Here is a 25,162-nt window from a genome sequence, read left to right on the forward strand (position 1 = left end):
AAGGTAGATTTTAAGCTCCCCTAAAGCCTGTTGATAGCATATTTGTATAATTCAAAATCAATACAATGAAAAAGTTATTCGCATTGCTGTTATTTGCAGTTTTGAATCAGACTGCAATAGCGCAAAAAACAGTCACTCTTCAAGACTGTGAAAGCCAATTTTTAAAGAAGAATTTATTCTTGCTGGCATCGCAATACAACATCGATGCTTCTAAAGCTCTGGCCATTCAGGCTCGCATCTGGGAAAATCCTGTAATAACAGCCGAACTGAATGCGTATAATCCAGAAAGAGATAAGTTTTTTGACATAGGTAAAGAGGGTCAAAAAGCATTTGGCATTGAGCAACTTATTTATCTTGGCGGTAAAAAGCGTAATGAAATCAAACTTGCGCAAACCAATGCACAATTGGCAGAACTTTCATTCAATGATATACTGCGTACTCTAAAACTACAGCTGCGCAAAAGCTTTTACACAGTTTATTATAATTCTAAAAACCTTGAAAACACTGATAAACAGTTAGCTCATATCGAAAACTTGATCAATTCTTATTCAGTTCAGGCTCAAAAAGGAAATATTCCTTTAAAAGATGTTGTTCGTTTACAGTCGTTGTATCTCAACTTTAAAAATGAACGATTGGAAGTAATAAACAACAATATAGAAGAACAAGCTAATTTGAAACTGCTCTTGAATGAAACTGAAAATGTAATTCCTTCTGTTAGCAAAGATGATTCGAATAAATATTTAAAAGTTATTGCTTTTGATCTTAAAAGCTTTGAAGAACAAGCTATTGCAAATCGACCTGATTATTTAGCAAAACAAAAAGAGATTGAAGCCAATGAATTAAATGTAAAATGGCAGAAATCACTTGCTATTCCAGATCTTACTTTAGGAGCAAATTACGATCAGCGAAGTGGAGCCTTCAATAAAGAAGCCAATGTTAGTGTTGGGATTCCGTTGCCGCTATGGAATAAGAACAAAGGAAATATCAAATATGCCCAAACCATTTTAGAACAATCTAAAGTTGAAAAACAGAATTTTGAACTACAACTTCAAACTGAAATAACTTCGGCTTGGACTAAATGGGATGAATCAAGACAAAACTACAGTGTGATTAAGCCAACTGTAAACTCTGACTTTGAAGCCGTTTACAATGGAATGCTAACCAATTTTCAGAAACGAAATGTAAGCCTTTTAGAATTTACCGATTTTATGGAAAGCTACAATCAGGCAATAATTCAATTAAACGAATTAAAGAAAAAAGTAGTAATAGCCGGCGAAGAATTAAATAGTACCATTAACAAAGATTTATTTTAAAACAGTAAAGAAATGAAACATACATTATTCATAGGAATCGCAATTGCAAGTCTATCCCTAGCAGGCTGTAAAAAACAAGTAGAGAATCCTGAAACAAATACGTCTTTTGTTTTAAGTAATACAATGCTAAAAAGCACTACAACAGCCGAAGCTAAAATTCAGCCCTTGAAAAACGAACTTAGTTTTTACGGAAAAATTACTGCCGACAACAATAAAATGATTGATGTTTACCCGCTAGTTGGCGGGAATGTTATGAAGGTAAATGTTGAACTTGGTGATTATGTAAAAAAAGGACAAGTTCTGGCAACTATAAAAAGTACCGATGTAGCCGATTTTGAAAAACAATCTATAGATGCTAAAAGTGATTTGCTTGTTGCTAAGAATAATTTAAAAGTTGCTCAAGAATTGTTTGATGGTAAATTAAATTCTGAAAGCGACGTTCTCCAAGCAAAATCTGAAGTGAATAAAGCTCAGTCCCAATTAAGTAAAATTCAAGAAACTTATAAAATTTACAATATCAAAGCGGGATCTATTTACGAAGTAACGGCACCAATAAGCGGTTTTATTATTCAAAAAAGCATTAATCAAGATATGCTTTTACGTAACGACCGTTCTGAGAACATATTTGATATTGCAGAAATCAGTGAAGTTTGGGCAATGGCCAATATTAATGAAATTGACATCAATAAAGTAAAGTTAGGAACTTCTGCTGCCGTAACTACCTTAAGCTACCCAGATAGAATATTTCAAGGAAAAGTAGACAAAATCTACAATGTAATTGATCCAGAAACTAAGGCAATGCAGGCTAGAATCAAACTAAGCAATCCAGATTATATGCTTAAGCCAGATATGAATGCTAATATTAAATTGTCTTTCAACGAAAATCAATCTATGATAGCCGTGCCGAGTAAAGCAATTGTTTTTGATAAAAGTAAAAACTTTGTTGTAGTATTTAAAGACCGTAATAATATAGAAACAAGACAGGTCGAAGTTTACAGAGTTGTTGGTGATACTACTTACATTTCAAGTGGATTAAAAGAGAATGAAAAAGTAATCACAAACAATCAGCTATTTATTTATGGTGCTTTAAACAATTAAGAGATGAACAAATTCATAAAAAACATTATTGCTTTCTCTTTAAAGAATAAAGCATTTACTTTCTTTTGGGTAGGATTATTGGCTGTTGCTGGATTTATTTCATTCAAAAATATGCCTATCGACGCTTTCCCCGACGTTACTAATACACAGATTATCATCATCACGCAGTGGAATGGAAAAAGTGCTGAAGAGGTAGAACGTTTTGTAACCTCTCCAATTGAAATTGCGATGAACTCTGTTCAAAAGAAAACAAGCGTTCGAAGCATTACAATGTTTGGTTTATCGGTTATAAAAATTATTTTTGATGATGGCGTTGATGATACCTTTGCTCGTTTTCAAGTAAACAATTTATTAAAGAATGTTTCACTTCCAGATGATGTAGAACCAGACGTACAGCCTCCTTATGGCCCAACAGGAGAAATTTTTAGATATATTGTAAAAAGCAACAGCAGAGATAGTAGAGAATTATTGACTTACCAAAACTGGGTAATTGACAAACAGCTTCGTTCTCTTCCTGGTGTTGCCGATCTAAACGTATTTGGTGGACAAACTAAAACATACGAAGTTGGAGTTGATCCAATTAAACTAGCCAAATATAATATTACGCCACTACAAGTTTATAATGCCGTAAATGCAGGAAACTTAAACGTCGGGGGTGATGTTATTGAGAAAAACGGACAAGCTTTTGTTGTTCGCGGTGTTGGTTTATTAAAATCAAAGGCAGATATTGGAAATATTATTGTTGATGATGCTGGCGGAAATCCAATTTTGGTTAAAAATCTAGCAGAAGTTTACGAAAGTTCCATGCCAAGAGTTGGTCAGACAGGTCTTGGAGATAATGACGATGCCGTTGAAGGAATTGTAGTGATGCGTAAAGGTGAAAACCCTCAAGAAACACTTGCCCTTATAAAAGCAAAAATTAAAGATCTCAATGATAATGTTTTGCCTAAAGATATTAAAATTGAAACTTTCTACGATCGTGATAATCTAATGAATTTTACGACCGAAACAGTAATGCACAACTTATTTGAAGGTATTATTCTGGTTACTGTTGTGGTATTTCTGTTTATGGCAGACTGGAGAACTACTTTTACAGTTTCTATCGTAATTCCGCTTTCTTTATTATTTGCTTTTTTATGTCTTAAAATGATGGGAATGAGCGCCAACTTATTAAGTTTAGGTGCCGTCGATTTCGGAATTATCATTGATGGAGCCGTTGTAATGGTCGAAGGCTTGTTTGTAGTTTTAGATCATCGAGCGCATCAATTAGGAATGGAGAAATTTAATAAAATTGCAAAAGGAAGCTTGATCAAAAGAACAGGAACTGAAATGGGTAAAGCCATTTTCTTTTCAAAGCTAATCATTATCACGGCTTTGCTTCCCATCTTCTCGTTTCAAAAAGTAGAAGGAAAAATGTTCTCTCCTCTAGCCTTTACATTAGGCTTTGCATTGTTGGGAGCACTTATATTTACTTTAACGCTAGTACCTGTTCTTTCGCATATTTTATTGAATAAAAATGTAAAAGAAAAACACAACCCGTTTGTTAATTTTTGGGATCGAAATGTTTCTAAAGGTTTTGCATGGACATTCAAGCATAAAATAAAAACTCTAATTGCTTCTACGGCGCTACTAGTTGGTGTTTTCTTTTCGGCAGGCTTTTTAGGAACAGAATTTTTACCTCAGTTAAATGAAGGCGCATTATGGGTTACTGCTGAATTGCCAATGAGCACTTCTCTTCCTGAAAGTGTTAAAACAGCCACAATAATTAGAAAAGACTTAGAAAGTTTTCCAGAGGTAAAAAAAGTATTATCACAAACTGGGCGAAGTAATGACGGAACCGATCCAAATGGTTTTGGGTTTATTCAGTTGCAAGTGGACTTAATTCCGCAAAAAGAATGTAAACGTAAAATCTCTATGGACGAATTGATTAATGAAATGGATGAAAAATTAAAAGTTCACCAAGGGATAACCTATAATTACTCACAACCTGTAATTGATAACGTTGCCGAATCGGTAGCTGGATTTAAAGCTTCAAATGCGGTTAAGATTTATGGTGATGATTTGAACAAATTGGATCAGCTCGCTAATGAAGTTTTGGCACAGATTAAAAATATTCCAGGTATTAAAGATGCTGGTATTTTAAGAAATGTTGGTCAGCCAGAAATAAGCGTTATTCTTGATAGAGAAAAAATGGCTGCTTACGGAGTAACTTTAAGTGATGCTCAAGCGGTTCTAGAATTAGCTTTTGGAGGAAAAACAGCAACTGAAAAATACGAAGATGAGAAAAAATTTGACGTTCGCGTTCGTTTTTCAAAAGAATATAGAAAAGATGAAAAAGATCTTGAAGAAATTAAAGTTCCAACCATCAGCGGAATCAAAATTCCTTTAAAAGAAATTTGCGATATCAAAACCATTACAGGCCCGGCATTTATTTACAGAGATAATACCAAGCGTTTTATAGGGGTTAAATTTTCTGTTCGTGATCGAGATTTAGGAAGTACCATTGCTGAAGCACAATCAAAAGTAAATAAATTGAAACTTCCAGCAGGTTACACAACAGGCTGGACAGGAGAATTTGAAAATCAAGTTCGTGCTAGTGCTCGTTTAGCACAAGTTGTACCCATTAGTTTAATTGGAATTTTTGTTCTTTTATTTATTTTGTTTGGAAACTTTAAGGATTCTCTTCTGGTTCTTGCCAACGTTCCATTTGCCATTATTGGCGGAATCATTGCGCTTCACATTACAGGAATGAATTTCGGAATTTCTGCTGGAGTTGGATTTATTGCTCTTTTAGGAATTTGTATTCAAAATGGAGTTATTCTGATCTCTGAATTCCATCATAATCTTAAAGCAAAATTCTCACTCGAAGAATCCATTTATAGAGGAGTAAAAGCCAGAACAAGAGCTGTAGTTATGACTGCGTTAATGGCTTCTATTGGTCTTATGCCTGCTGCAATTTCTACAGGAATTGGTTCAGAATCTCAAAAACCACTTGCTATTGTAATTATCGGTGGCTTAATGACAGCTACAGTCTTAACTTTATTAGTATTCCCAATATTATTCTGGGTATTCAATAGAAAAAAAGATGTGCCAATAGAATAAGCAATCAAAATATTTAGTTTTAAATCAATTTGTTGGGATTTAAAAAAGAAGAAGCATCATTTTTATAATGATGCTTTTTTGTTTTAGAGTTCATTCTAAAACAAAAAAGACCTTCTGCTCACAAAGGTCTTTTTTTTACTAACTCAAAACTTTTTATACTGTTATTTCAAATCTTTCAAAATTGCAATAGATTCTGAAGCATTTGATAATTCTGCATATTTCAATGCAGTAAATCCATTTTCATTTTTTGCACTAGCTTTTGCGCCATTTGCCAATAAAACTTTAATGATTTCAAATTTGTTGTAACGTGCAGCTGTCATTAATGGAGTAAGATCTTCTGAGATTAAATTTACATCTGCTCCATACTCAATAAATTTCTTAACTGTTTCAATATCTCCTTTGCTAATAGCAACATTTAAAGGGTTTGCTGTATAACCTGTACGTTCAATTGGATTTTTAACAGTTGAAACTCCGTTTGAAGCCATTGCTACATTTCCAAATGTTACCAAGGCTAGTCCTAAATAAATAACTGATTTTTTCATAATGATTGATTGTTTATTAATTGATTATTGATGATTTTAATTTCTGATGTAAAAGTAATTCATTTTATCGTATTATGTATTACAAAGTACCATGTTTTAACCAATTCTTAACACTTACTTAATAAAACGATAATTAAAGAACCCAAACGTTACCAAATTATTGGTTTTAATATAATAGACTACATAAAAAAGAAAATGTTACAAGAAATCTTATTTTTTTTTAAATCTTTTTTGCAATCCTCTCATTTCAAACTCTCAAATAATTTTTTAAATTTACTATAGAATTAAAAATCAAAAAGATAGCATTTCAATCTAAAAGCCCTACAGTTCTTTGTTTAGCAAAAAAAATCTATCCAAAAACCACTAACCTTAAAAACAAAAAACCATGATTTTCATTAAAAGATTACTAATTATTTTAATTTTATTTATTTCGATTGTTTTAATTGCTGCCTACTTTATGCCGAAGGAATATTCAGTTGAAAGAGAAATTACGATCAACAAACCTGCTGATAGTATTTTTAAATATGTCAGATCCTTAAAAAACCAAAATGAGTTTAGTGTTTGGGCGAATAGGGACCCAAAAATAAGGATTGCATATAAAGGTACTGATGGCGCAGTAGGCTCTGTATCTTCTTGGGAAAGTAATGTAAAAGAAGTTGGAGTTGGCGAACAAGAGATCACCAAAATAACAGAAAATAGACGTCTGGATTTTGCTCTTCGTTTTAAAAAGCCTATGGAAGATACTGCAGTTGGATTTATGTCTACTGAACCGGTTTTGGGAAATCAGACAAAAGTACGATGGGGAATCAGCGGTGTAATTCCTTATCCAACAAATATTATGCTTCCGATGCTAAAATTGGACCAAATGATTGGAAATGATCTGCAAAAAGGTCTAGAAAATTTAAAAGAGAAAATGGAATAACATTTTAAAATTCTAAAATAAAAAAAGTGCAATTCTATTACTGAATTGCACTTTTCTTTTTCTATTTACTATTCTTACGATTCTCTTTTAGCGTCTTCAAAATAGCAACTGAGTCTGCTGATTTTGCATATTCGGCATAATGCAAAGCGGTTAATCCATGTGAATTTTCGATTGAGGAATCTGCTCCATTGGCAAGTAATAATTTAAGAATGTCACAATGGTTAAACCTTGCAGCAACCATTAATGGCGTCATATTGTTTTCCATTTTATTTACATTGGTGCCATACAGAACAAATTTCTTAACGGCCTCAATATCGCCTTTGCTAATGGCAAGATGCAAAGGAGATTTTCCATAAACTGAAAGTTCTATTTGATTTTTAATTGCAGATGCAGAATTTGATGCAATTGAAACATTTCCAAAAAGGAAAAGAAATCCTAAAATAACTACTGATTTTTTCATGATGATTGTTTGTTAAATGATTGATGATGATTTACTAATTAGACGACTTAAAAGTCGATAAGGTTGCATGATTACTTCAAAAAAATAAAAAACGCAATTTAGTTTGACCTAAATTGCGTTTTTTATTTTTAGAAGAATACACTAAATCTTAAATTTCTTGCTGTAAATGTTCTTCAAATCCTTTTCAAATAAAGTAAAAGGATCTTTATAGAATTTTCTAAAGTCTTTCTCGCTTACTTGTCCTGGAAACGGCGCATAATAATGAGTTGGACTTGTAACATCATTTCGCCAGACTAAAACATAAGCCAATTGCAGATTTTCGGATTTTAAAGTCTTCAGTAAAACTTCGGTCCACCACTTTTCATTAGGAATTGACTCTAGTCCAGTTTCTGTAAATGCACCTAATTTTTTCTTTTTTATAGCCAAATCAGAGAATATTTTAAGTTTTTTTAGCCCAGCATCTAAATCGTATTTACCATCTCTTCCAAAATCTCCGTAATCATCCATACCAAGCATATCAACAAATTCATCACCTGGATAACGCTCTAAATATTCTACTTCAGAATTAAATTTATTATCAGGAGAAAAAGCATAAATAAAATTATGAACCCCTAAAGTATCTTTTAAATAAGAAACCGTAAACTGCCAAACCGCAATAAAATCTTCTCGAGAAGTATGCGGTTTTCCCCACCAAAACCAATCACCATCAAATTCATGAAAGGGTCTAAAAATCATTGGAGAAAGTTTTCCGTCTTTTGCTTTAACAGAATTTGCAAAATCGGCAATAGTTTTTAAAATCTCTTTGTATTCCTCGTGATGAGAACCTCCAGGCTTTATCAAAGACATGGAAGCAATTGATATTCCGTCTTTCCAATAAAATCCCCCCTCAGAAGCTGGATTATTAAAATGCCAAGAAACAGTTGTAATTCCGCCTCTTTCATAAGTATCGATTACATTTTTTCGTAATAACTCTTTAGCTTTTTCAATTTGGTCTTTGGAACGACCTGAAAAATCGCTAAAATCAATCCCAACAACAGCGGGATGGGAACCCGTAACCGATTTTACATCTGAACGATTAGGCTCATTACTCCATCCATGTCCATATTCAAGCGCGTGCTGATGCCCGAAAAGAATATGCTTTTGGGAAATAGTTTTAAGATTCTGATATAAGTTTTTAGTTTCTTTTGTCGCATTTTTATCAATCTGCGCAAAAAGAAAATGCCCTGCTGTAAAACATACAAATAGCAGGGCATTTTTTTTCGTTATCAATTCCATGGTTTAAATCGTTAGTTTAAACCCGAAATTACTATTTTGAAGAAAGGTAACCTAATACGTTTTTTTCAATACGTTGATCAATATTATCAATATCAGCTTTTACAAATTTTTCTCCTAAGATATTCTCAAATAATTCGATGTATCTTTCTGAAACAGACTCGATATATTCGTCTGTCATATTTGGAATTTGCTGTCCTTCCTGACCTTGAAAACCATTTTCGATCAACCAGCGGCGAACAAATTCTTTAGATAATTGTTTTTGTTCCTCTCCATTAGCCTGTCTTTCAGCATATCCGTCAGCGTAGAAGTAACGAGAAGAATCTGGAGTATGAATTTCGTCAATTAAAACAATAACACCGTCTTTTGTTTTTCCGAACTCATATTTTGTATCCACTAAAATCAATCCGCGTTTTGCAGCAATTTCAGTTCCTCTTTGAAATAAAGCACGAGTATATTTTTCTAAAACTAAATAATCTTCTTCAGAAACAATTCCTTTTGCCAAAATATCTTCACGAGAAATATCTTCGTCGTGAGAGCCATTATCTGCTTTTGTAGTTGGTGTAATAATTGGTTCTGGGAATTTATCGTTTTCTTTTAAACCTTCTGCCATAGTAACACCGCAGATTTGTTTTCTTCCTACTGCATATTCGCGAGCTGCGTGTCCAGACAAGTAACCACGAATTACCATTTCTACTTTAAAAGGCTCACATAAATGTCCAACAGCAACGTTTGGATCTGGAGTTGCAATTAACCAATTAGGAACAATATCTTGAGTCAATTCCATAAATTTAGTAGCAATCTGATTTAAGATTTGTCCTTTGTATGGAATTCCTTTTGGCAAAACTACATCAAAAGCAGAAAGTCTGTCAGTTGCCACCATTACCAAAAGTTCGTCATTGATATTATAAACTTCTCTAACTTTTCCGCGGTAAACTGATTTCTGATTTGGGAAATTAAAATTTGTAGTTGTAATTGTATTGCTCATTATCTAGTTGTGTTGTTTTTTATGAATGCAAATTTAAAATTATTTCAGAGAGTTACACCATGAAATTTTAAGATTCAGAAATAAAAAAATCCCTAAATAAAATATTTAAGGATTTTAGTTTGAATATGATTCAAAATTAACTTGAAGCTAATTCTTTATCTAATATTTTTGAAGCAATATATCTTGCCACACCATCTTCTGCATTGGTTTTAATAACTTCTAAATCTGGTAAAGTTTCTTTTAAAATTGCTGGAGCATTCCCCATAATTAAACCTTTTCCAGATGCCGATAACATTTGCACATCATTAAATCCGTCTCCAAAAGAAACTGCTTGATCTAAAGTGTAACCTTCTTTTTCTAATACTTGTTCTATTGCAACTGCTTTATCTATAGATTTATCCATAAATTCTAAACAGGTTGGCAAACTAAAAGCGTGGTGCAAATGTTCTGAAGAATTGGCCAAAACAGCATCTTTTAATTTTACTAATTTTTCATGATCGTCGCATGAAAAGAAAATTTTAATCGCTCCAAAATCTTCAAGATTTTTATAATCTACTAATTCCGGACGGTATTTTAATTCGGCTTGAAAAGAATTCAATCTTTCGTTCCATTTGTTGGTCTGCCAAACATTTTCTTTAAATAAAACTACTGTAATTGCAGGATCAATTTCAACATTCAATGCGGCTTTAACCACATCGCTATCAAGGTTAAAAGCAAAAAGCTCTTCTTTATTAGGCGAATGAATTCTAGCTCCGTTTGAACTCACTAAATAAACCGGAACTTCAAGTGTTTCAATAATCGCCATTGCATCAAGGTGATGACGGCCAGTCGCTACAACTATAAGATAATTTTGATTGTGCAGTTCTTGAAAAATTGATTTAGTGTAATCTGAAATTCTGTGTTGAGGGTTGAGTAAAGTTCCATCAAGGTCACTTACCACAACTTTTATATTTTTAAGTTTTGTCATATTAATTATCAAATTCGATGATAGGCAAATTTACGGTTTTAAGCTTGCTTAAACAAAGATTACAGGGTTTGTGAGTTAAAATTGAACTAAGTTTATTATTTATTTAACTATTCGCTTAAATATTAGCTTTTAAGCAATTAAATTTTAACAATTCCTGTTTTATATAAATTTAGTGCTTTTTGAATTATCGCTTCAATTTGATTCAAAGGCAAATCTTCATTAACATCAAACATCATAATTTTCATTCTCGAACGATTTTCCTGAATTAGAAATGGTTCGTCAAAATATTTTCCTTCTACAATTCCGATATAAGGTTGTTTGATTTTTTTATGAATCCATAAATAGCAGAACATTTTTCCTTTATAAGAGAAAAACGGCATTCCGTATTTTAACGTATTCGTAATGTCAAGGTCTTGTTTTAAGATGATTTCTTTTAATGCCAAAAATATTCCTTTTATAGGTTCTTTTTGATTTAGGTAGAAGTCATCTAGTTGTTTCATTTTTTTTAAATAAAAAATATTCGTTTTGTACCTTTTATATAGAACGTACAAAACGAATATTAATAAATGTTAAAACACAATTCACGATTTACACTTAACATTTCAATGAAATTAGCATTAATCGTGATTCTCTATTTGCTTGTAGGCATCAATTACCTTTTTAACCAATCTATGGCGAACGATATCTTTATCATCCAGATAAATAATTCCGATGCCTTCTATGTCTTTCAGAACCAAAATCGCTTCTTTCAGACCAGAAATTGTTCTTCTTGGCAAATCGACTTGTCCTGGATCACCCGTAATCATAAACTTGGCGTTTTTTCCCATACGGGTTAAAAACATTTTCATTTGTGAATGTGTGGTGTTTTGTGCTTCATCAAGGATTACAAAGGCATTGTCAAGCGTACGACCGCGCATAAAAGCGAGTGGCGCAATCTGAATTATTCCTTTCAAAATATAATCCTCTAATTTTTCATTTGGAAGCATATCACGCAATGCATCATATAATGGCTGCATGTAAGGATCCAGTTTTTCTTTCATATCACCAGGAAGGAATCCGAGATTTTCTCCGGCTTCAACCGCTGGACGCGTTAGAATGATCCTTTTTACCTCTTTATCTTTTAGCATTTTAACCGCCATAGCGACACCGGTATACGTTTTTCCGGTTCCGGCAGGACCAATAGCAAAGACCATATCGTTTTTCTTAATCGTATCAACCAGCAATTGCTGATTTGGCGTCATTGCTTTGATAATCTTACCGCCAACACCATGAACTAAGATTTTATCATGATCGTAAGCTCTTTTTTCTTCCTGACCATCACTCATAATTACACGCTCAATTACATTATCGTCAATATTATTGTAACGTGTAAAATGAAGCATTAATCTTTGAAATCTTTTTTCGAATTCGTCTAAAACTTCTTTTTCGCCAAATGCCTTTAAAGTTGTCCCTCGTGCTACGATTTTAAGCTTCGGGTAATACTTTTTAATAATTTCTAAATGGCTGTCCTGCGCGCCCCAAAATTCTTTTGGTGCAATATCTACTAGCTCGATTATTCTTTCGTTCAAATGAAGTAGTTTTAAATTAAAAATTCCTTTTAATATTTAGTGGTTGTCGGGTCTTTTTTTTGTCACAATATTCATTGGCAGTTTTCAGTTTTATAAAAATAAACTTAAATCCGTGTTACTGAATATTGTAACTTGCAAATGCTTTAAAAATTACAAATTGTCTTTTCTTTCTTTTAATTTGTGTTTACTATTATTAGCTTTGCATTTCTCAAATTTAATGAAATTTAGATTTAAATACTATCAATAGTTATAAACAAAATTATGTCAATAATTACCCTTACTACAGACTACGGCTTGAAAGATCACTTTGTGGGGTCGCTGAAGGGTAAAATACTTTCTGAAAATCCAGAAGTTCAGATCATTGACATTTCTCATGATATTGATCCCTTTAATACTGCCGAAGCAAGCTATATTATCGGAGCCTCTTATTTGAGCTTTCCAAAAGGAACTGTTCACCTTATTGGAGTTGATATTGAGCGCAATAAAGAGAACCAGCACATAGCGATGCAATGGAACGATCATTATTTTATTTGTGCCGATAACGGAATCCTGAGTATGCTAACGCAAAAAATCGTTCCTCAAAAAATTGTGGCAATTAACATTCATGATCGCTTCCCAATTGAGGCTACCGATTTGGATATTTTTATTCAAGTAGCTTCTCACTTATCTAGAGGCGGTTTGCTAAATGTAATAGGAAAAGAAATTTCGTCTATAAAAGAAGCAACCGAATTACAGGCTCTTGTAGCCGACGACGGAAATTCTATAAAAGGCAACATCATTTACATTGATCATTTTGGAAACGTTGTAACTAATATTTCTAAAAGACAATTCTTAGAAATTTCACGCGGACGTCCGTACGAAATTGTGATGAACCCTAAAAGCATCAAAACCATTCTGCCGAATTATTCGGCTATTGCAACTTCAGACAAATATCCGATTAAAACGTACGAAGGAGAAAAACTGGCTATTTTTAATGAAGCAGGTTTTCTTGAAATTGCCATTTTTAGAAGCAATCCTTCTAAAGTGGGTTCTGCCAATAGTTTGTTGGGATTAAATTATCGCGATGTAATTACGATTAAATTTTCGTAAATAATTTTAGATTTGAGTCCCGATCCCGAAACCTCAGGACGGGATAGATTTTAGATTAATTCTCTAGCAGATTTTCCCGATTGAGCAGATTATTCATTACATCATAAACATAGCCCGTGGTTTCAACCACGGGGACGCATTATTATAAACGTTATGTTCACGTGGTTGAAACAACGGGCTATATTTGAAAAACTGGTTCTGATTATAATTTGAAAAACATGATTTTATAATATTTCATTTTTTATTTAAAACACCAATCAATTTTGGTATTTTTGCGCACCTGTAAGCAGATTTACAATCTAAAATCTAAAATTGAATACATGTTTGTTCGAATAGTAAAAATGAGTTTTCACGAAGAAAAAATCTTTGATTTTCTAGAGAATTTTGAATCAGTGAAAGAGAAAATAAGAAATGCTGAGGGAAATCGTTTTTTAGAATTGTATCAGGATAAAAATGACAAAGGTGTCTTTTTTACCTATAGTTATTGGGAAACTGAACAAGATTTAGAAAATTACAGAAATTCTGAACTATTTAATACTGTTTGGGATTTTACAAAGAAATTATTCAATGCAAAGCCAGAAGCTTGGAGCGTGGATAAATTAGTTAGTTTAAATTAGTTTCAAGTTTCTGGTTTCACGTTAAGCGTGCGACTTGATACTTGTAACATGAAACAATAAAAAAACAAAACAAGAATGAAATCAATCATTTTAAGAGAAATAAAATCCTTTTTTGGTTCTCCTATTGGCTACTTGGTCATTGCGATTTTCTTAATCAGCAACGGGCTATTTTTATGGGTATTTGAAGGAGATTACAATATTCTAAATACAGGTTATGCTGATTTAACTCCTTTTTTCACATTGGCACCATGGATTTTAATTTTCTTAATTCCAGCAGTAACCATGAGAAGTTTCTCTGACGAAAAAAAACAAGGAACTTTAGAATTGTTATTGACAAAACCTTTATCAATCTGGGAAATTGTAAATGGGAAATTTTTTGGTTCATTTCTATTGATCATTTTAGCCATTATTCCAACCCTAATTTATGTAAAAGTAATTTCAGATTTAGGCTCGCCTGAAGGCAATATTGACATGGGAAGCACAATTGGTTCTTACTTCGGACTACTGTTTCTAATTGCTTCTTATTCAGCAATTGGAATCTTCACTTCTACCCTTTCAGAAAATCAGATTGTGGCTTTTATTGTTGCCGTTTTCTTATGCTTTTTCTTTTATTTTGGTTTTGAAGGGCTGGCTACTTTAATTCCTGGTTCAAACAATTTTATTTCGGTTTTAGGAATGCAGAATCATTTTAAAAGTATGAGCCGAGGTGTCATCGATACTCGAGATATCATTTATTTCATAAGCATTGCCATTGCTTTCTTGTCTTTTACTGTTTACCAATTAAAATCTTTTAAAGCCTAATGAAACTATCTACAAAGCAAAATTTAAAGACATTAGGCATCACTATTTTTATTTTAGTTGTTCTAAATGTTCTCGGAACAATCTTTTTTCATCGTTTTGATTTAACAAAAGACAAGCGCTATACCTTATCACCGACTTCGTTAGGAATTGTAAAACAAGTTCAGAATCCGCTTTCTATAAAAATTTATATGGCTGGTGATCTTCCTGCCGATTTTAGACGTTTGCAGCAGGAAACCAAACAATTATTAGAAGAATTTCAAGCATATAACAGTAATATTGTTTTCGAATTTGTTGATCCGTTAGAAAACGAGGAAGAAAGCGATGAATTGACAAAATCACTTTTCCAAAAAGGATTGACTCCAATAAATATTACAGTCGACGACAAAGGAAAACAATCTCAAGCAATGGTATTTCCTTGGGCAGTTGCAGTTTATAATAACAAAGAAGTTAATATTCCTTTATTGAAAAATATAATGGGAGCTTCTACTACGCAGAAAGTAATTGGATCAATTCAGCATTTAGAATATTCTATTGCCGACGCTATCAATAAAATTACAAAAGACAAACAGAAAAAAGTAGCGATCATAAAAGGAAATGGCGAATTGAAAGAAAGGCATATTGCCAACATGCTGAAGCAGATCCATGAAAGTTATCTTATAGGACCATTCACATTAGATTCTGTTGCTAAAGATCCGAATGGAACTTTAAGTGAACTTAAAAAATACGATTTAGCCATTATTTCTAAACCAACAGAAAAATTCTCTGACGAAGAAAAAGAGGTTCTGGATCAGTTTATAATGAACGGCGGAAAAACGCTTTGGCTAATTGACCAAGTTGCTGCCGATATGGACAGTTTGTATAATGATATGGGTGCAACTCTGGCATATCCAAGAGATTTAAATCTAAACGATATGTTCTTTAAATACGGATTCAGAATTAATCCTGATTTAATTAAAGATGAACAGGGAACTCCGATAAAATTAGCAACTGGCGAACAAGGAAGCGCTACACAATATCAGGATTTTATCTGGAAATTTGCTCCTCAAGTTTATCCAACGAGCCAGCATCCTATCGTTAAAAATCTGGGCGGAATTAAATTCGATTTTGCAAATCCGATTGACACTTTGAAAAACGGAATTAAGAAAACCGTTTTATTGCAATCTTCGCAATACTCTAAAACAATTGGTTCTCCTGTAGAAGTTAACCTAAATATGGTTACCGAAAAAACAACTCCACAGGATTATTTGAATAAAGGAAATAAACCTCTTGCTGTTTTATTGGAAGGCGCTTTTCATTCTGCTTTTGAAAACAGAGTATTGCCTTTTAAAGACAATTCTTTTACAGCAAAAGGGAAACCAAACAAAATGATTGTGGTTGCTGACGGAGATATTGCAAGAAATCAATTGGACAAAAACAAGATGCCAGTTGAACTAGGTTACGATCAAAGAACAGGAAATCTATATGATAATAAAGACTTCGTAATGAATTGTATCAATTATCTTTTAGACGATACTGGACTTATTAACATTAGAAGTAAAGATGTAGAACTGCCTTTATTAGATAAAGAAAAAGTTTACGAAAGCTACACCTTTACGCAATTCATAACTATCGGAGTTCCAATTCTAATTTTATTGGTTTTCGGAATTGTATTTACTTTTGTAAGAAAAAGAAAATACAGCAAATAGATGTTAATAAAAAAATGTAATACTTTCGATAGTTTAAGATATATTTGTAATCCGTATATTTAGCCCTTTATTTGCTAAATCATCCATCAAAAAATAAAATAAAACAGATGAAATTTATAGTATCGAGTTCGTACTTATTAAAACAATTACAAGTTTTAGGTAGTGTAATCAATAGCAACAATACGTTGCCAATTTTAGACAACTTTTTGTTTGAACTAAACAATAATGAGTTGACCGTTTCTGCTTCAGATCTTGAAACGACTATGTCGGCTACATTATCTATCGATTCTACAAGCAAAGGCAGCGTGGCAGTTCCAGCTAAACTTTTGCTTGAAATTTTAAAAACTTTTCCAGAGCAGCCGTTAACTTTTACTGTTGAAGACAATAACACAGTAGAAATTAGCTCTAATTCTGGTAAATATGCATTAGCTTACGCAGCTGGAGAAGAATTTCCTAAAGCAGTAAGTCTTGAAGATCCATCTGTAACACTTGTTCCTGCAGAGGTTTTAGCAACTGCGGTAAGCAAAACCATCTTCGCGGCAGGAAACGATGATTTACGCCCAGTAATGTCTGGAGTATTCTTTCAGTTTTCACCAGAAGGATTGATCTTCGTAGCAACAGATGCTCACAAATTGGTAAAATATTCTCGTACAGATGTTAAAGCGTCTCAAGTTGCAGATTTTATCATGCCTAAAAAACCTTTAAACATTTTAAAAAGTATTTTAGGAACTTCTGATGCTGAAGTAAAAATTGAATACAACGATTCAAATGCGACATTCTCATTTGACAATTATATCTTAATGTGTCGTTTAATCGACGGCAAATATCCAAACTACGAAGCGGTAATTCCAAAAGAAAATCCAAACAAATTAATGATTGACCGTTCTTTATTCTTAAGTTCTGTTCGTCGTGTTGCGATTTTCTCTAACAAAACTACACACCAAATTCGTTTGAAAATTGCTGGAGCAGAATTAAACGTTTCTGCAGAAGACATCGATTACTCAAACAAAGCAGAAGAAAGATTGACTTGTGATTATCAAGGTGATGATTTACAAATCGGTTTCAACTCTCGTTTCTTAACTGAAATGCTAACAAACCTACAATCTGACATGATTATGCTTGAAATGTCTTTACCAAACAGAGCTGGTATTTTAACTCCAGTTGATGGTTTAGAAGAAGGAGAAACAGTAACAATGCTTGTAATGCCTGTAATGTTAAATAGTTAACATTAAAGTTTCTTTCTGTTACAGGGATATTTTTTAGTTTTAAATAAAAGATCTATCATTGTAAAAAAAAAGATATCGCTATTAACCAACCATTTTTTATACCTAGAAACCGCAATTCCCATAAAGAGTTGCGGTTTTTTATTTTTTACTTTTTGTTTCAGATTTAAAATTTCAGGTTTAAAGTTGATCTACTTTGTGTTTTTTAAACGGCAAAGTTCGCTAAGTTTTTTTTTCTAATGTCTTTAATAAAAATTATAAGTACGCAAAGCTTTGTGTTCTTAGCATTCTTAAAAAAATTAAACATAAAACTTAGCGAGTTTTTCGTAAACCGTTGTGTACTTTGCGTTAAAAATTATACGCATAGTATATCAACTTGAAACTTGAAATCTGAAACAATTTTTTTCCGTATTTTTGTAAAATGAAAATAGAAATTTGGTCGGACATCATGTGTCCGTTTTGTTATATCGGAAAAAGACAATTGGAAACTGCTCTTGCGGTATTCCCTAACGACAATTTTGAAATTGAATGGAAAAGCTTTCAGCTGGATCCAACCATTACGTCACAGCCTGATATGGACGTTTATACGTTCTTAGCAGAAAGAAAAGGCATGTCGATTGAACAATCTAAAGAAATGCACAAAGGAGTTGCAGAACGCGCTAAAAGCGTTGGTTTAGATTATAATTTCGACAAAGCTGTTATCTCAAATTCTTTAAACGCACATAGAATCATTCAATTGGCTAAAACTAAAAATATGGGCGATCGAATGGAAGAAATTTTCTTTAAAGCTTATTTTACCGATGGACAAGATTTGAACAATGGTCAAACCTTGATTAAATTAGGAATGCAGGCTGGTCTGGAAGAAAATGAAATTAGAGAAGTTCTAGAAAGCGAAAACTTATTTCTTAAAGAAGTGCAATCAGATATTAAAGAAGCTGCCGAAATAGGAGTTCAAGGTGTTCCTTTCTTTGTATTTGATCGCAAATATGCTGTTTCGGGTGCTCAACCTATTGAAACCTTTGTAAAAACAATTCAGGAAGTTTTAAAATAAAACTTTAAGCTTTATAAAACGTAAAAGCGTGCTGTTTATATTTAAACAGCACGCTTTTATTATTTAGTTCTACTTAAAAAACTAAAAAAATTAATGCCCGGCTCTACCTTTAGAATCTGTTGATTTTGTTGTAGTGCTTTTTGCTCTAGAACCAGATGTTGATTTTTGAGTTTTTCCAGAATCTTTCATTCCAGATTTCGAATCTTTTCTTGAAGTTTCCATAATGTTATAATTTTTTAAATTATTAATATATACAAAGTTGCAAAATACCTAAGTGCTTATTTTACAGAATTATAATTGAATTTTATAAAATAAAAATTAAGACAAAATCTTGCAGAAACGAATCATGTAAAATTAAAATCAAATCTTATAATTTTTTCAAGTATCTAATTTTCAAATTTGTGTATATCAAAAGTCGAAAAATTACAACTTAAAAATAGTAGTTATGAGAACAGATACCGACAACCTAGAAATTACAAGATTAAACAATCTTAAATGCAGAAAACCTGATCATATTGATACTGCACATGAAAATGAGGCTTTGGATGAAGAGTTTACTTCAGGACAAAATCCAGACACCAACTACAGAAATCAGTACAATTGCTATTCTAATGATGGCTATGAAATTATTGAAAGCGGATTAAATCTTGCTGAGGATAATACTCCTTTTTCAACTTATGATGATGCTAATCCTTATGACAGCTATAATCTAGATAATGAAGATGATAAATATAACTGTCCGCCTTATAGAAATTATGAATATTAAAAAATCCTAAAACAGTTATGTCGCCAAAAAATGATCAAGAAGTTATGAATGAATATTTGTCTAATGAAAGAACTTTATTAGCATGGCTTCGTACTGGAATTGGCATCATGGTTTTCGGATTTGTAGCAGTAAAATTTTCTTTATTTCTAAAACAGGTTCCCGCCAAACATTTAGCAGAAACTGTTCCTCCGAACAGTAATTTTACAATCTATTTAGGAATTGGGTTATTGATTGCTGGCGCATTGACTATTTTGCTGTCTTATCTACGTTACATTCACACTATCAAACTATTAAAAAAAGGAAAGTATCAATATTCAACCGCAATGCTTACCTTTATTACAATGATGCTGTTTGTATTAAGCATATTACTCATAGCCTACTTAATAATCGCTGCCAGCGCATAAAGTTTAATTATCTAATAAAAAAAATGAACCCGCCACTATTACAATTTAACGATAAAGGAATCTATTGCCAGCAGGCCGATGTCTATCTCGACCCGTGGAGGCCGGTAACCAATGCCATTATTACGCATGGCCATTCTGATCATGCAAGGTGGGGACATCAAAATTATATTACGCATTATACAAATGTGCCTATCATAAAGCATCGTCTTGGCGATATTAATGTAACTGGAAAAAACTGGAATGAAACTTTTACTATAAATGGTGTAAAATTCTCTTTTCATCCAGCAGGACATATTATTGGTTCCGCACAAATTAGAGTGGAATACAAAGGTGAAATTTGGGTTTTTACAGGCGATTATAAAACAGAAGACGACGGAATTTCAGTTCCGTATGAAGTCGTAAAATGCCATTCCTTCATAACCGAATGCACTTTTGGACTTCCCGCATTTAAATGGGAACCAAAAGCTGATGTTATGACTGAAATTAATAATTGGTGGGCTGAGAATCGCGCAGAAGGAAAAACATCTGTTTTATTTGGATATTCTTTAGGAAAAGCACAACGGTTATTAAAAAATCTCGATATCAATATTGGACAGATTTACACTCATGGCGCAATTGAAAATATGACCAATATTGTCCGCCCAATGATTGATTTGCCTCCAACTATACGAGTAACTGCCGAAACTAAAAAAGAAGATTTACTCGGCAATATTGTAATTGCCCCGCCAAGCGCACATGGAAGCACTTGGATTAGAAAAATGACTCCTTTTGTAACAGGAACAGCAAGTGGCTGGATGGCATTTCGTGGCGCAAGACGCAGACGAGCCGTCGACCGCGGATTTGTTTTAAGCGATCATTGTGATTGGACAGGATTACTAGAAAGCATTAAAGCAACAGGCGCAGAAAAAGTGATTTGTACACATGGATATTCTGATATATTCTCAAAATATTTAAGGGAATTGGGTTACGACGCAAGAACCGCCCACACACAATATGAAGGAGAAACAAATGATTCTGAAGAAAACTGAAATGAGTTATAAGCTAATAATTCGTTCAAAATAAAACACTTAGCACAAACCATTAGCCGCCAACTATAAACCACCAACTATAAACCACCAACTATAAACCACCAACTATAAACCAACAACTATAAACCAACAACTATAAACCAACAACTATAAACCACCAACTATAAAACACCAACTATCAACCATCAACAAAAAAAAACTATGAAAAACTTTGCCGAGCTTATCAAAACCTTAGACAGTTCTAATAAAACATCGGTAAAAGTTGATGCGCTGACGAATTATTTTCTAAAAGCAAACGACGAAGACAAAGTCTGGACAATCGCTATTCTTTCGCATCGTCGCCCTCCCCGACCGGTTAATACGACTTTATTGCGTTTATGGGCAAACGAATTAGCTAATATTCCGCTTTGGCTCTTTGAAGAGAGTTATCACATTGTGGGCGATTTGGCCGAAACAATTGCGCTTGTAATTCCAACTACAAAAGAACATTCCGATAAAAGTCTGACCGAATTTTTACAGGAAATCATAGCCTTAAAAAAGAAAACCGACTTAGAGAAAAAAGAATATTTACAAACCAATTGGCTGAATTTAAATTATTATGAACGATTCGTTTTCATGAAGTTAATTACAGGGAGTTTCAGAATTGGTTTAAGTCAAAAATTAATGACTCGAGCGCTTTCAAAAGCTGAAAATATTGATGAAGACACACTTGCTTATAAATTAATGGGCGATTGGAATCCGAATACAGTTACGTTTCAAGAATTGATTTTGGATGAAAAAAGTAGTGATTATTTATCGAAACCATATCCGTTTTATTTGGCTTATCCAATTGAAGGGGAACTTGAAAACCTTGGAAATCCTGAAGATTGGAGCGCAGAACATAAATGGGACGGAATTCGATCTCAAACCATTATTCGCGATAATGAAATTTACGTTTGGAGCCGTGGAGAAGAATTGGTAACCGATAAATATCCTGAATTTCAATCTTTCATTGGCAATATTCCAAACGGAACGGTTATAGATGGTGAAATTCTTCCTTTTATTGAGAATCAAATTGGGACATTTAATGATTTGCAAACCCGTATTGGCCGTAAAAATGTATCGGCTTCTGTTTTAAAAAATACACCTGTTATTATTAAAGCTTACGATTTATTGGAATGGCAGGGAAATGATATTCGGAATCTTCCTTACGAAGAACGCCGAACTTTATTAGAAGAATTATTTACTACTTTAATTGGAAAAGAAATTCCGCTACAGCTTTCAGAAAGGATTCATTTTTCGACTTGGGAAGATGTCACAAACGAAAGATTAAAATCGCGCGAAATGAAAAGCGAAGGTTTAATGCTGAAACAAAAAGATTCTCCCTATTTAGTTGGAAGAAAAAAAGGAGATTGGTGGAAATGGAAAATTGAACCCTTAACGATTGATGCCGTTCTCACCTACGCCATGCGAGGTCACGGAAGACGATCCAATTTATTTACCGATTATACTTTTGCTCTTTGGCAGGAAAATGAAAATAAGGAACGTGAACTCGTCACTTTCGCGAAAGCATATTCCGGTTTAACCGATGCAGAATTCAGAATGGTCGATGATTTCATTAAAAAAAATACTTTAGAACGATTTGGACCAGTAAGAAGCGTTACGCCAAAACTGGTATTCGAAATTGGTTTTGAAGGAATTGCCCTTTCCAAAAGACATAAAAGCGGAGTTGCAACGCGTTTTCCACGAATTTTAAGATGGAGACACGATAAAAAAATTGAAGAAGCCAATTCAATTGAAGATTTAAAAAACATGATTTTATAAATGAATAGAGAGCAGTTATTTATAATCGCCAACGAATGGTTTGAGAGTCAGGGATGGAAACCTTTTCCGTTTCAGACTCAAACATGGACTGCATTTTTACAGGGCAAAAATGGCTTGCTAAATGCTCCGACAGGAAGCGGAAAAACCTATGCTCTTTGGCTTCCCATCATTTTAAACTACATCAAAGAAAATCCAAACTATAAAACTAAACATACCTCAGGATTAAAAGCCATTTGGATTACGCCTTTACGATCTTTATCTGTTGAAATCAAACAAGCCGCAGAACGAGTTTTAACAGATTTAGACATTCCAATGACAGTGGGAATTCGTTCAGGAGATACATCTTCTGCAGAACGTGCCAAGCAAAAAAACAAAATGCCCGATTTGCTGATTACAACTCCCGAAAGTCTGCAACTACTTTTGGCAACAAAAGGTTATACGAATATTTTTAAAAATTGCAGTTCAATCGTAATTGACGAATGGCACGAATTGCTGGGAACCAAGCGTGGCGTGCAAGTAGAATTAGGTTTATCGAGATTAAAAACTATCGCTAAAAATATACGTATTTGGGGAATCTCAGCCACAATTGGCAATTTACAGCAGGCGCAGGAAGTCTTACTTGGAGTAAATTCTGAAGCGTACCATAATTCTGTTTTAATCAAAGCAGTAATTAACAAGAAAATAAAAGTGGTGTCTATAATTCCAGAGAAAATGGATACATATCCGTGGCGCGGACACATGGGACTGCATCTGATTGATGAAGCGGCAAAAATTATAAAAGCCAGTAAAACGACGCTTATTTTCACGAATGTTCGTTCGGCATGCGAAATCTGGTATCAGAGATTATTAGAAAAATATCCTGAATTTGCAGGCGAAATGGCAATGCATCACGGAAGCATTGACAGAGAAACCAGACTTTGGGTTGAAAATGCCATTCGAAATGAAGAATTAAAAGTCGTTGTCTGCACTTCTAGTTTAGATTTAGGGGTTGACTTTGCTCCTGTCGAATCGATCATTCAGGTTGGAGGTCCAAAAGGTGTAGCACGTTTTATGCAACGTGCAGGACGAAGCGGGCATCAGCCTGGAAAAGAAAGCGTTATTTATTTTCTTGCCACTCATGCCATCGAATTAATCGAAGCTTCTGCGTTGAAAAAAGCGGTTGAAAACAGTGTGATAGAAGACCGTGTTCCGTACTTAAATAGTTGGGATGTATTGGTTCAATACCTCAATACTCTGGCAGTTTCTGATGGATTTTATCCAAATGAAATTTTCAAAGAAATTCAAGGAACCTTTAGTTATCAAACCATTACGGCTGAAAACTGGAACTGGATTTTAAATTTTATTACACAAGGAAGCCAAAGTCTTCATGCATATGACGAATTTAAAAAAGTTGAAATTGACGAAAATGGCTGCTACAAAATAAACAGCAGAATGATTGCCATGCATCATAGAATGCAAATTGGAACCATTGTTGGCGATGCCGTTATGAATGTGAAATATCTCAGCGGTGGTTATATTGGTACAATTGAAGAATGGTTTATTTCGAAATTGAAACCTGGTGATACTTTTATTTTCGCAGGAAAAAAACTCGAACTGTTCAAAATCAGAAATATGCAGGTCTTGGTAAAAAAAGCCAGTGCGAAGAAAGAATCTAAAATTGCGAGCTGGATGGGCGGACGTTTGGCTCTTTCTTCTCAAATGAGCGAATTGCTTCGAAAAGAATTATATCGTGCTAATACCGACAATCTTTCACCAGAATTAAAAGCCTTACAGCCTTTATTTAAAAGACAGAGAAAAGAATCAATCGTTCCAAGTTCAGATGAATTTTTAATTGAAACTTTCAAAACTCGAGAAGGATTTCATGCGATTTTTTATCCTTTTGAGGGACGCTTTGTTCATGAAGCTTTAGCCAGTTTATTGGCATTTAGAATTAGTTTACTACAATCAATCACATTTTCTTTAGCCTATAACGATTATGGTTTTGAATTGGTTTCGGATCAGGAAATTGATATCGAAGCGGTTTTAGACAATAACCTATTTTCAACCGAATACGTGCATCACGATTTGCAGAAAAGTTTAAATTCAACCGAAATGGCGCGAAGAAAGTTTAGAGATATTGCCGTTATATCAGGATTAGTTTTTACCGGTTTTCCAGGAAAAATGGTTAAGACTAAACATTTGCAAAGCGGTTCGCAATTGCTTTTTGAAGTATTTAGAGATTTCGAACCTGATAATTTATTGCTGCATCAAGCCTACCGTGAAACTTTTGAACATCAGTTAGAAGAAGGACGTTTGATTTTGGCATTGGAACGAATCGCAAATCAAAAAATAATCTGGAAACAATGTTTGAAACCGACTCCTTTTAGTTTTCCAATTATTACCGATCGATTGAGAGAAAAGCTTTCAAGCGAAACTCTAGCTGAAAGAATCCAAAAAATGACGGCATCTTATATGAAATAACAG

General features: G+C 33.4%; 23 protein-coding genes. 15 read left to right on the plus strand and 8 right to left on the minus strand.

Translation table 11 applies throughout. From position 1 onward, the window contains the following. Positions 1–65 precede the first annotated feature (65 nt). Genes M0M44_RS18120 through M0M44_RS18130 form a run of 3 tightly spaced genes read left to right on the plus strand, consistent with a single transcriptional unit; the run spans position 66 to position 5,513 of the window. A complete protein-coding gene (locus tag M0M44_RS18120) occupies positions 66–1,313 on the plus strand; it encodes a TolC family protein (protein ID WP_248726944.1) in 1,248 nt (415 codons plus the stop codon). 12 nt (positions 1,314–1,325) lie between these two features. After that, entirely contained in the window at positions 1,326–2,411 is a 1,086-nt protein-coding gene (locus M0M44_RS18125) for an efflux RND transporter periplasmic adaptor subunit (RefSeq protein ID WP_248726945.1), read from the plus strand. A 3-nt stretch (positions 2,412–2,414) separates the two neighbouring features. Continuing rightward, positions 2,415–5,513, plus strand: coding sequence for an efflux RND transporter permease subunit (locus M0M44_RS18130; RefSeq protein WP_248726946.1), 3,099 nt, complete (start codon positions 2,415–2,417; stop codon positions 5,511–5,513). A gap of 161 nt (positions 5,514–5,674) precedes the next feature. On the opposite strand, the gene M0M44_RS18135 is transcribed toward M0M44_RS18130, so the two are convergent. Continuing rightward, positions 5,675–6,055, minus strand: a complete 381-nt coding sequence (locus M0M44_RS18135) for an ankyrin repeat domain-containing protein (RefSeq protein WP_095930005.1) — start codon at positions 6,053–6,055, stop codon at positions 5,675–5,677. A 385-nt stretch (positions 6,056–6,440) separates the two neighbouring features. Between M0M44_RS18135 and M0M44_RS18140 the strand changes: the two genes are divergently transcribed. Further along, positions 6,441–6,977 carry an SRPBCC family protein gene (locus M0M44_RS18140; RefSeq protein WP_248726947.1) on the plus strand — a complete coding sequence of 179 codons (537 nt, stop codon included), beginning with the start codon at positions 6,441–6,443 and terminating at the stop codon, positions 6,975–6,977. 61 nt (positions 6,978–7,038) lie between these two features. Here M0M44_RS18140 and M0M44_RS18145 read toward each other — a convergent pair whose 3' ends face one another. The 6 genes from M0M44_RS18145 to M0M44_RS18170 all read right to left on the minus strand — a co-directional run bounded on the left by M0M44_RS18145 (position 7,039) and on the right by M0M44_RS18170 (position 12,232). Beyond that, the gene (locus M0M44_RS18145) at positions 7,039–7,437 is read right to left on the minus strand and encodes an ankyrin repeat domain-containing protein (protein WP_248726948.1); all 399 of its coding nucleotides are present in this window, start codon (positions 7,435–7,437) and stop codon (positions 7,039–7,041) included. 141 nt (positions 7,438–7,578) lie between these two features. After that, entirely contained in the window at positions 7,579–8,712 is a 1,134-nt protein-coding gene (locus tag M0M44_RS18150) for a glycoside hydrolase family 26 protein (RefSeq protein WP_248726949.1), read from the minus strand. 31 nt (positions 8,713–8,743) lie between these two features. Beyond that, positions 8,744–9,697, minus strand: a complete 954-nt coding sequence (locus M0M44_RS18155; protein WP_248726950.1) for a phosphoribosylaminoimidazolesuccinocarboxamide synthase — start codon at positions 9,695–9,697, stop codon at positions 8,744–8,746. A 136-nt stretch (positions 9,698–9,833) separates the two neighbouring features. Further along, a complete protein-coding gene (locus tag M0M44_RS18160) occupies positions 9,834–10,664 on the minus strand; it encodes a Cof-type HAD-IIB family hydrolase (protein WP_248726951.1) in 831 nt (276 codons plus the stop codon). Between the two features lie 137 nt (positions 10,665–10,801). Beyond that, entirely contained in the window at positions 10,802–11,164 is a 363-nt protein-coding gene (locus tag M0M44_RS18165; protein WP_248726952.1) for a DUF1801 domain-containing protein, read from the minus strand. A gap of 117 nt (positions 11,165–11,281) precedes the next feature. Further along, a complete protein-coding gene (locus M0M44_RS18170) occupies positions 11,282–12,232 on the minus strand; it encodes a PhoH family protein (protein WP_144212431.1) in 951 nt (316 codons plus the stop codon). 261 nt (positions 12,233–12,493) lie between these two features. Between M0M44_RS18170 and M0M44_RS18175 the strand changes: the two genes are divergently transcribed. The 6 genes from M0M44_RS18175 to M0M44_RS18200 all read left to right on the plus strand — a co-directional run bounded on the left by M0M44_RS18175 (position 12,494) and on the right by M0M44_RS18200 (position 18,698). Beyond that, positions 12,494–13,321 (plus strand): SAM hydrolase/SAM-dependent halogenase family protein, encoded by an 828-nt coding sequence (locus tag M0M44_RS18175; protein WP_248726953.1) that lies wholly within the window; start codon positions 12,494–12,496, stop codon positions 13,319–13,321. Positions 13,322–13,641: 320 nt separating this feature from the next. Next, positions 13,642–13,938: a putative quinol monooxygenase gene (locus M0M44_RS18180; protein WP_248726954.1), complete on the plus strand. Its 297-nt coding sequence runs from the start codon at positions 13,642–13,644 to the stop codon at positions 13,936–13,938. A 75-nt stretch (positions 13,939–14,013) separates the two neighbouring features. Continuing rightward, positions 14,014–14,739, plus strand: a complete 726-nt coding sequence (gene gldF / locus M0M44_RS18185) for a gliding motility-associated ABC transporter permease subunit GldF (protein WP_248726955.1) — start codon at positions 14,014–14,016, stop codon at positions 14,737–14,739. After that, on the plus strand, positions 14,739–16,424 hold the full coding sequence (gldG, locus tag M0M44_RS18190; RefSeq protein ID WP_248726956.1) for a gliding motility-associated ABC transporter substrate-binding protein GldG: 1,686 nt from the start codon (positions 14,739–14,741) through the stop codon (positions 16,422–16,424). The genes gldF and gldG overlap by 1 nt, the downstream gene beginning before the upstream one ends. A 107-nt stretch (positions 16,425–16,531) precedes the next feature. Beyond that, positions 16,532–17,650 (plus strand): DNA polymerase III subunit beta, encoded by a 1,119-nt coding sequence (dnaN, locus tag M0M44_RS18195; protein WP_095930019.1) that lies wholly within the window; start codon positions 16,532–16,534, stop codon positions 17,648–17,650. Between the two features lie 418 nt (positions 17,651–18,068). Next, positions 18,069–18,698 carry a DsbA family oxidoreductase gene (locus tag M0M44_RS18200; protein WP_248726957.1) on the plus strand — a complete coding sequence of 210 codons (630 nt, stop codon included), beginning with the start codon at positions 18,069–18,071 and terminating at the stop codon, positions 18,696–18,698. A gap of 90 nt (positions 18,699–18,788) precedes the next feature. Here the strand turns inward: M0M44_RS18200 and M0M44_RS23805 are convergent, their stop codons facing one another. After that, a complete protein-coding gene (locus M0M44_RS23805; protein ID WP_256469706.1) occupies positions 18,789–18,920 on the minus strand; it encodes a hypothetical protein in 132 nt (43 codons plus the stop codon). A gap of 223 nt (positions 18,921–19,143) precedes the next feature. On the opposite strand from M0M44_RS23805, the gene M0M44_RS18205 reads away from it, so the two are divergent. From M0M44_RS18205 to M0M44_RS18225, 5 genes are all read left to right on the plus strand, one after another. Further along, positions 19,144–19,464: a hypothetical protein gene (locus M0M44_RS18205; protein ID WP_248726958.1), complete on the plus strand. Its 321-nt coding sequence runs from the start codon at positions 19,144–19,146 to the stop codon at positions 19,462–19,464. A gap of 17 nt (positions 19,465–19,481) precedes the next feature. Then, positions 19,482–19,868, plus strand: coding sequence for a YidH family protein (locus M0M44_RS18210; protein WP_248726959.1), 387 nt, complete (start codon positions 19,482–19,484; stop codon positions 19,866–19,868). A gap of 23 nt (positions 19,869–19,891) precedes the next feature. Then, positions 19,892–20,896 carry a ligase-associated DNA damage response exonuclease gene (locus M0M44_RS18215; RefSeq protein ID WP_248726960.1) on the plus strand — a complete coding sequence of 335 codons (1,005 nt, stop codon included), beginning with the start codon at positions 19,892–19,894 and terminating at the stop codon, positions 20,894–20,896. A gap of 201 nt (positions 20,897–21,097) precedes the next feature. After that, entirely contained in the window at positions 21,098–22,699 is a 1,602-nt protein-coding gene (locus M0M44_RS18220) for an ATP-dependent DNA ligase (RefSeq protein WP_248726961.1), read from the plus strand. Continuing rightward, the gene (locus M0M44_RS18225; protein WP_248726962.1) at positions 22,700–25,159 is read left to right on the plus strand and encodes a ligase-associated DNA damage response DEXH box helicase; all 2,460 of its coding nucleotides are present in this window, start codon (positions 22,700–22,702) and stop codon (positions 25,157–25,159) included. It abuts the gene before it with no gap. The last annotated feature ends 3 nt before the right edge of the window (positions 25,160–25,162 follow it).

Origin of the sequence: Flavobacterium humidisoli (assembly GCF_023272795.1) — a bacterium.
Taxonomy (GTDB): Bacteria; Bacteroidota; Bacteroidia; order Flavobacteriales; family Flavobacteriaceae; genus Flavobacterium; species Flavobacterium humidisoli.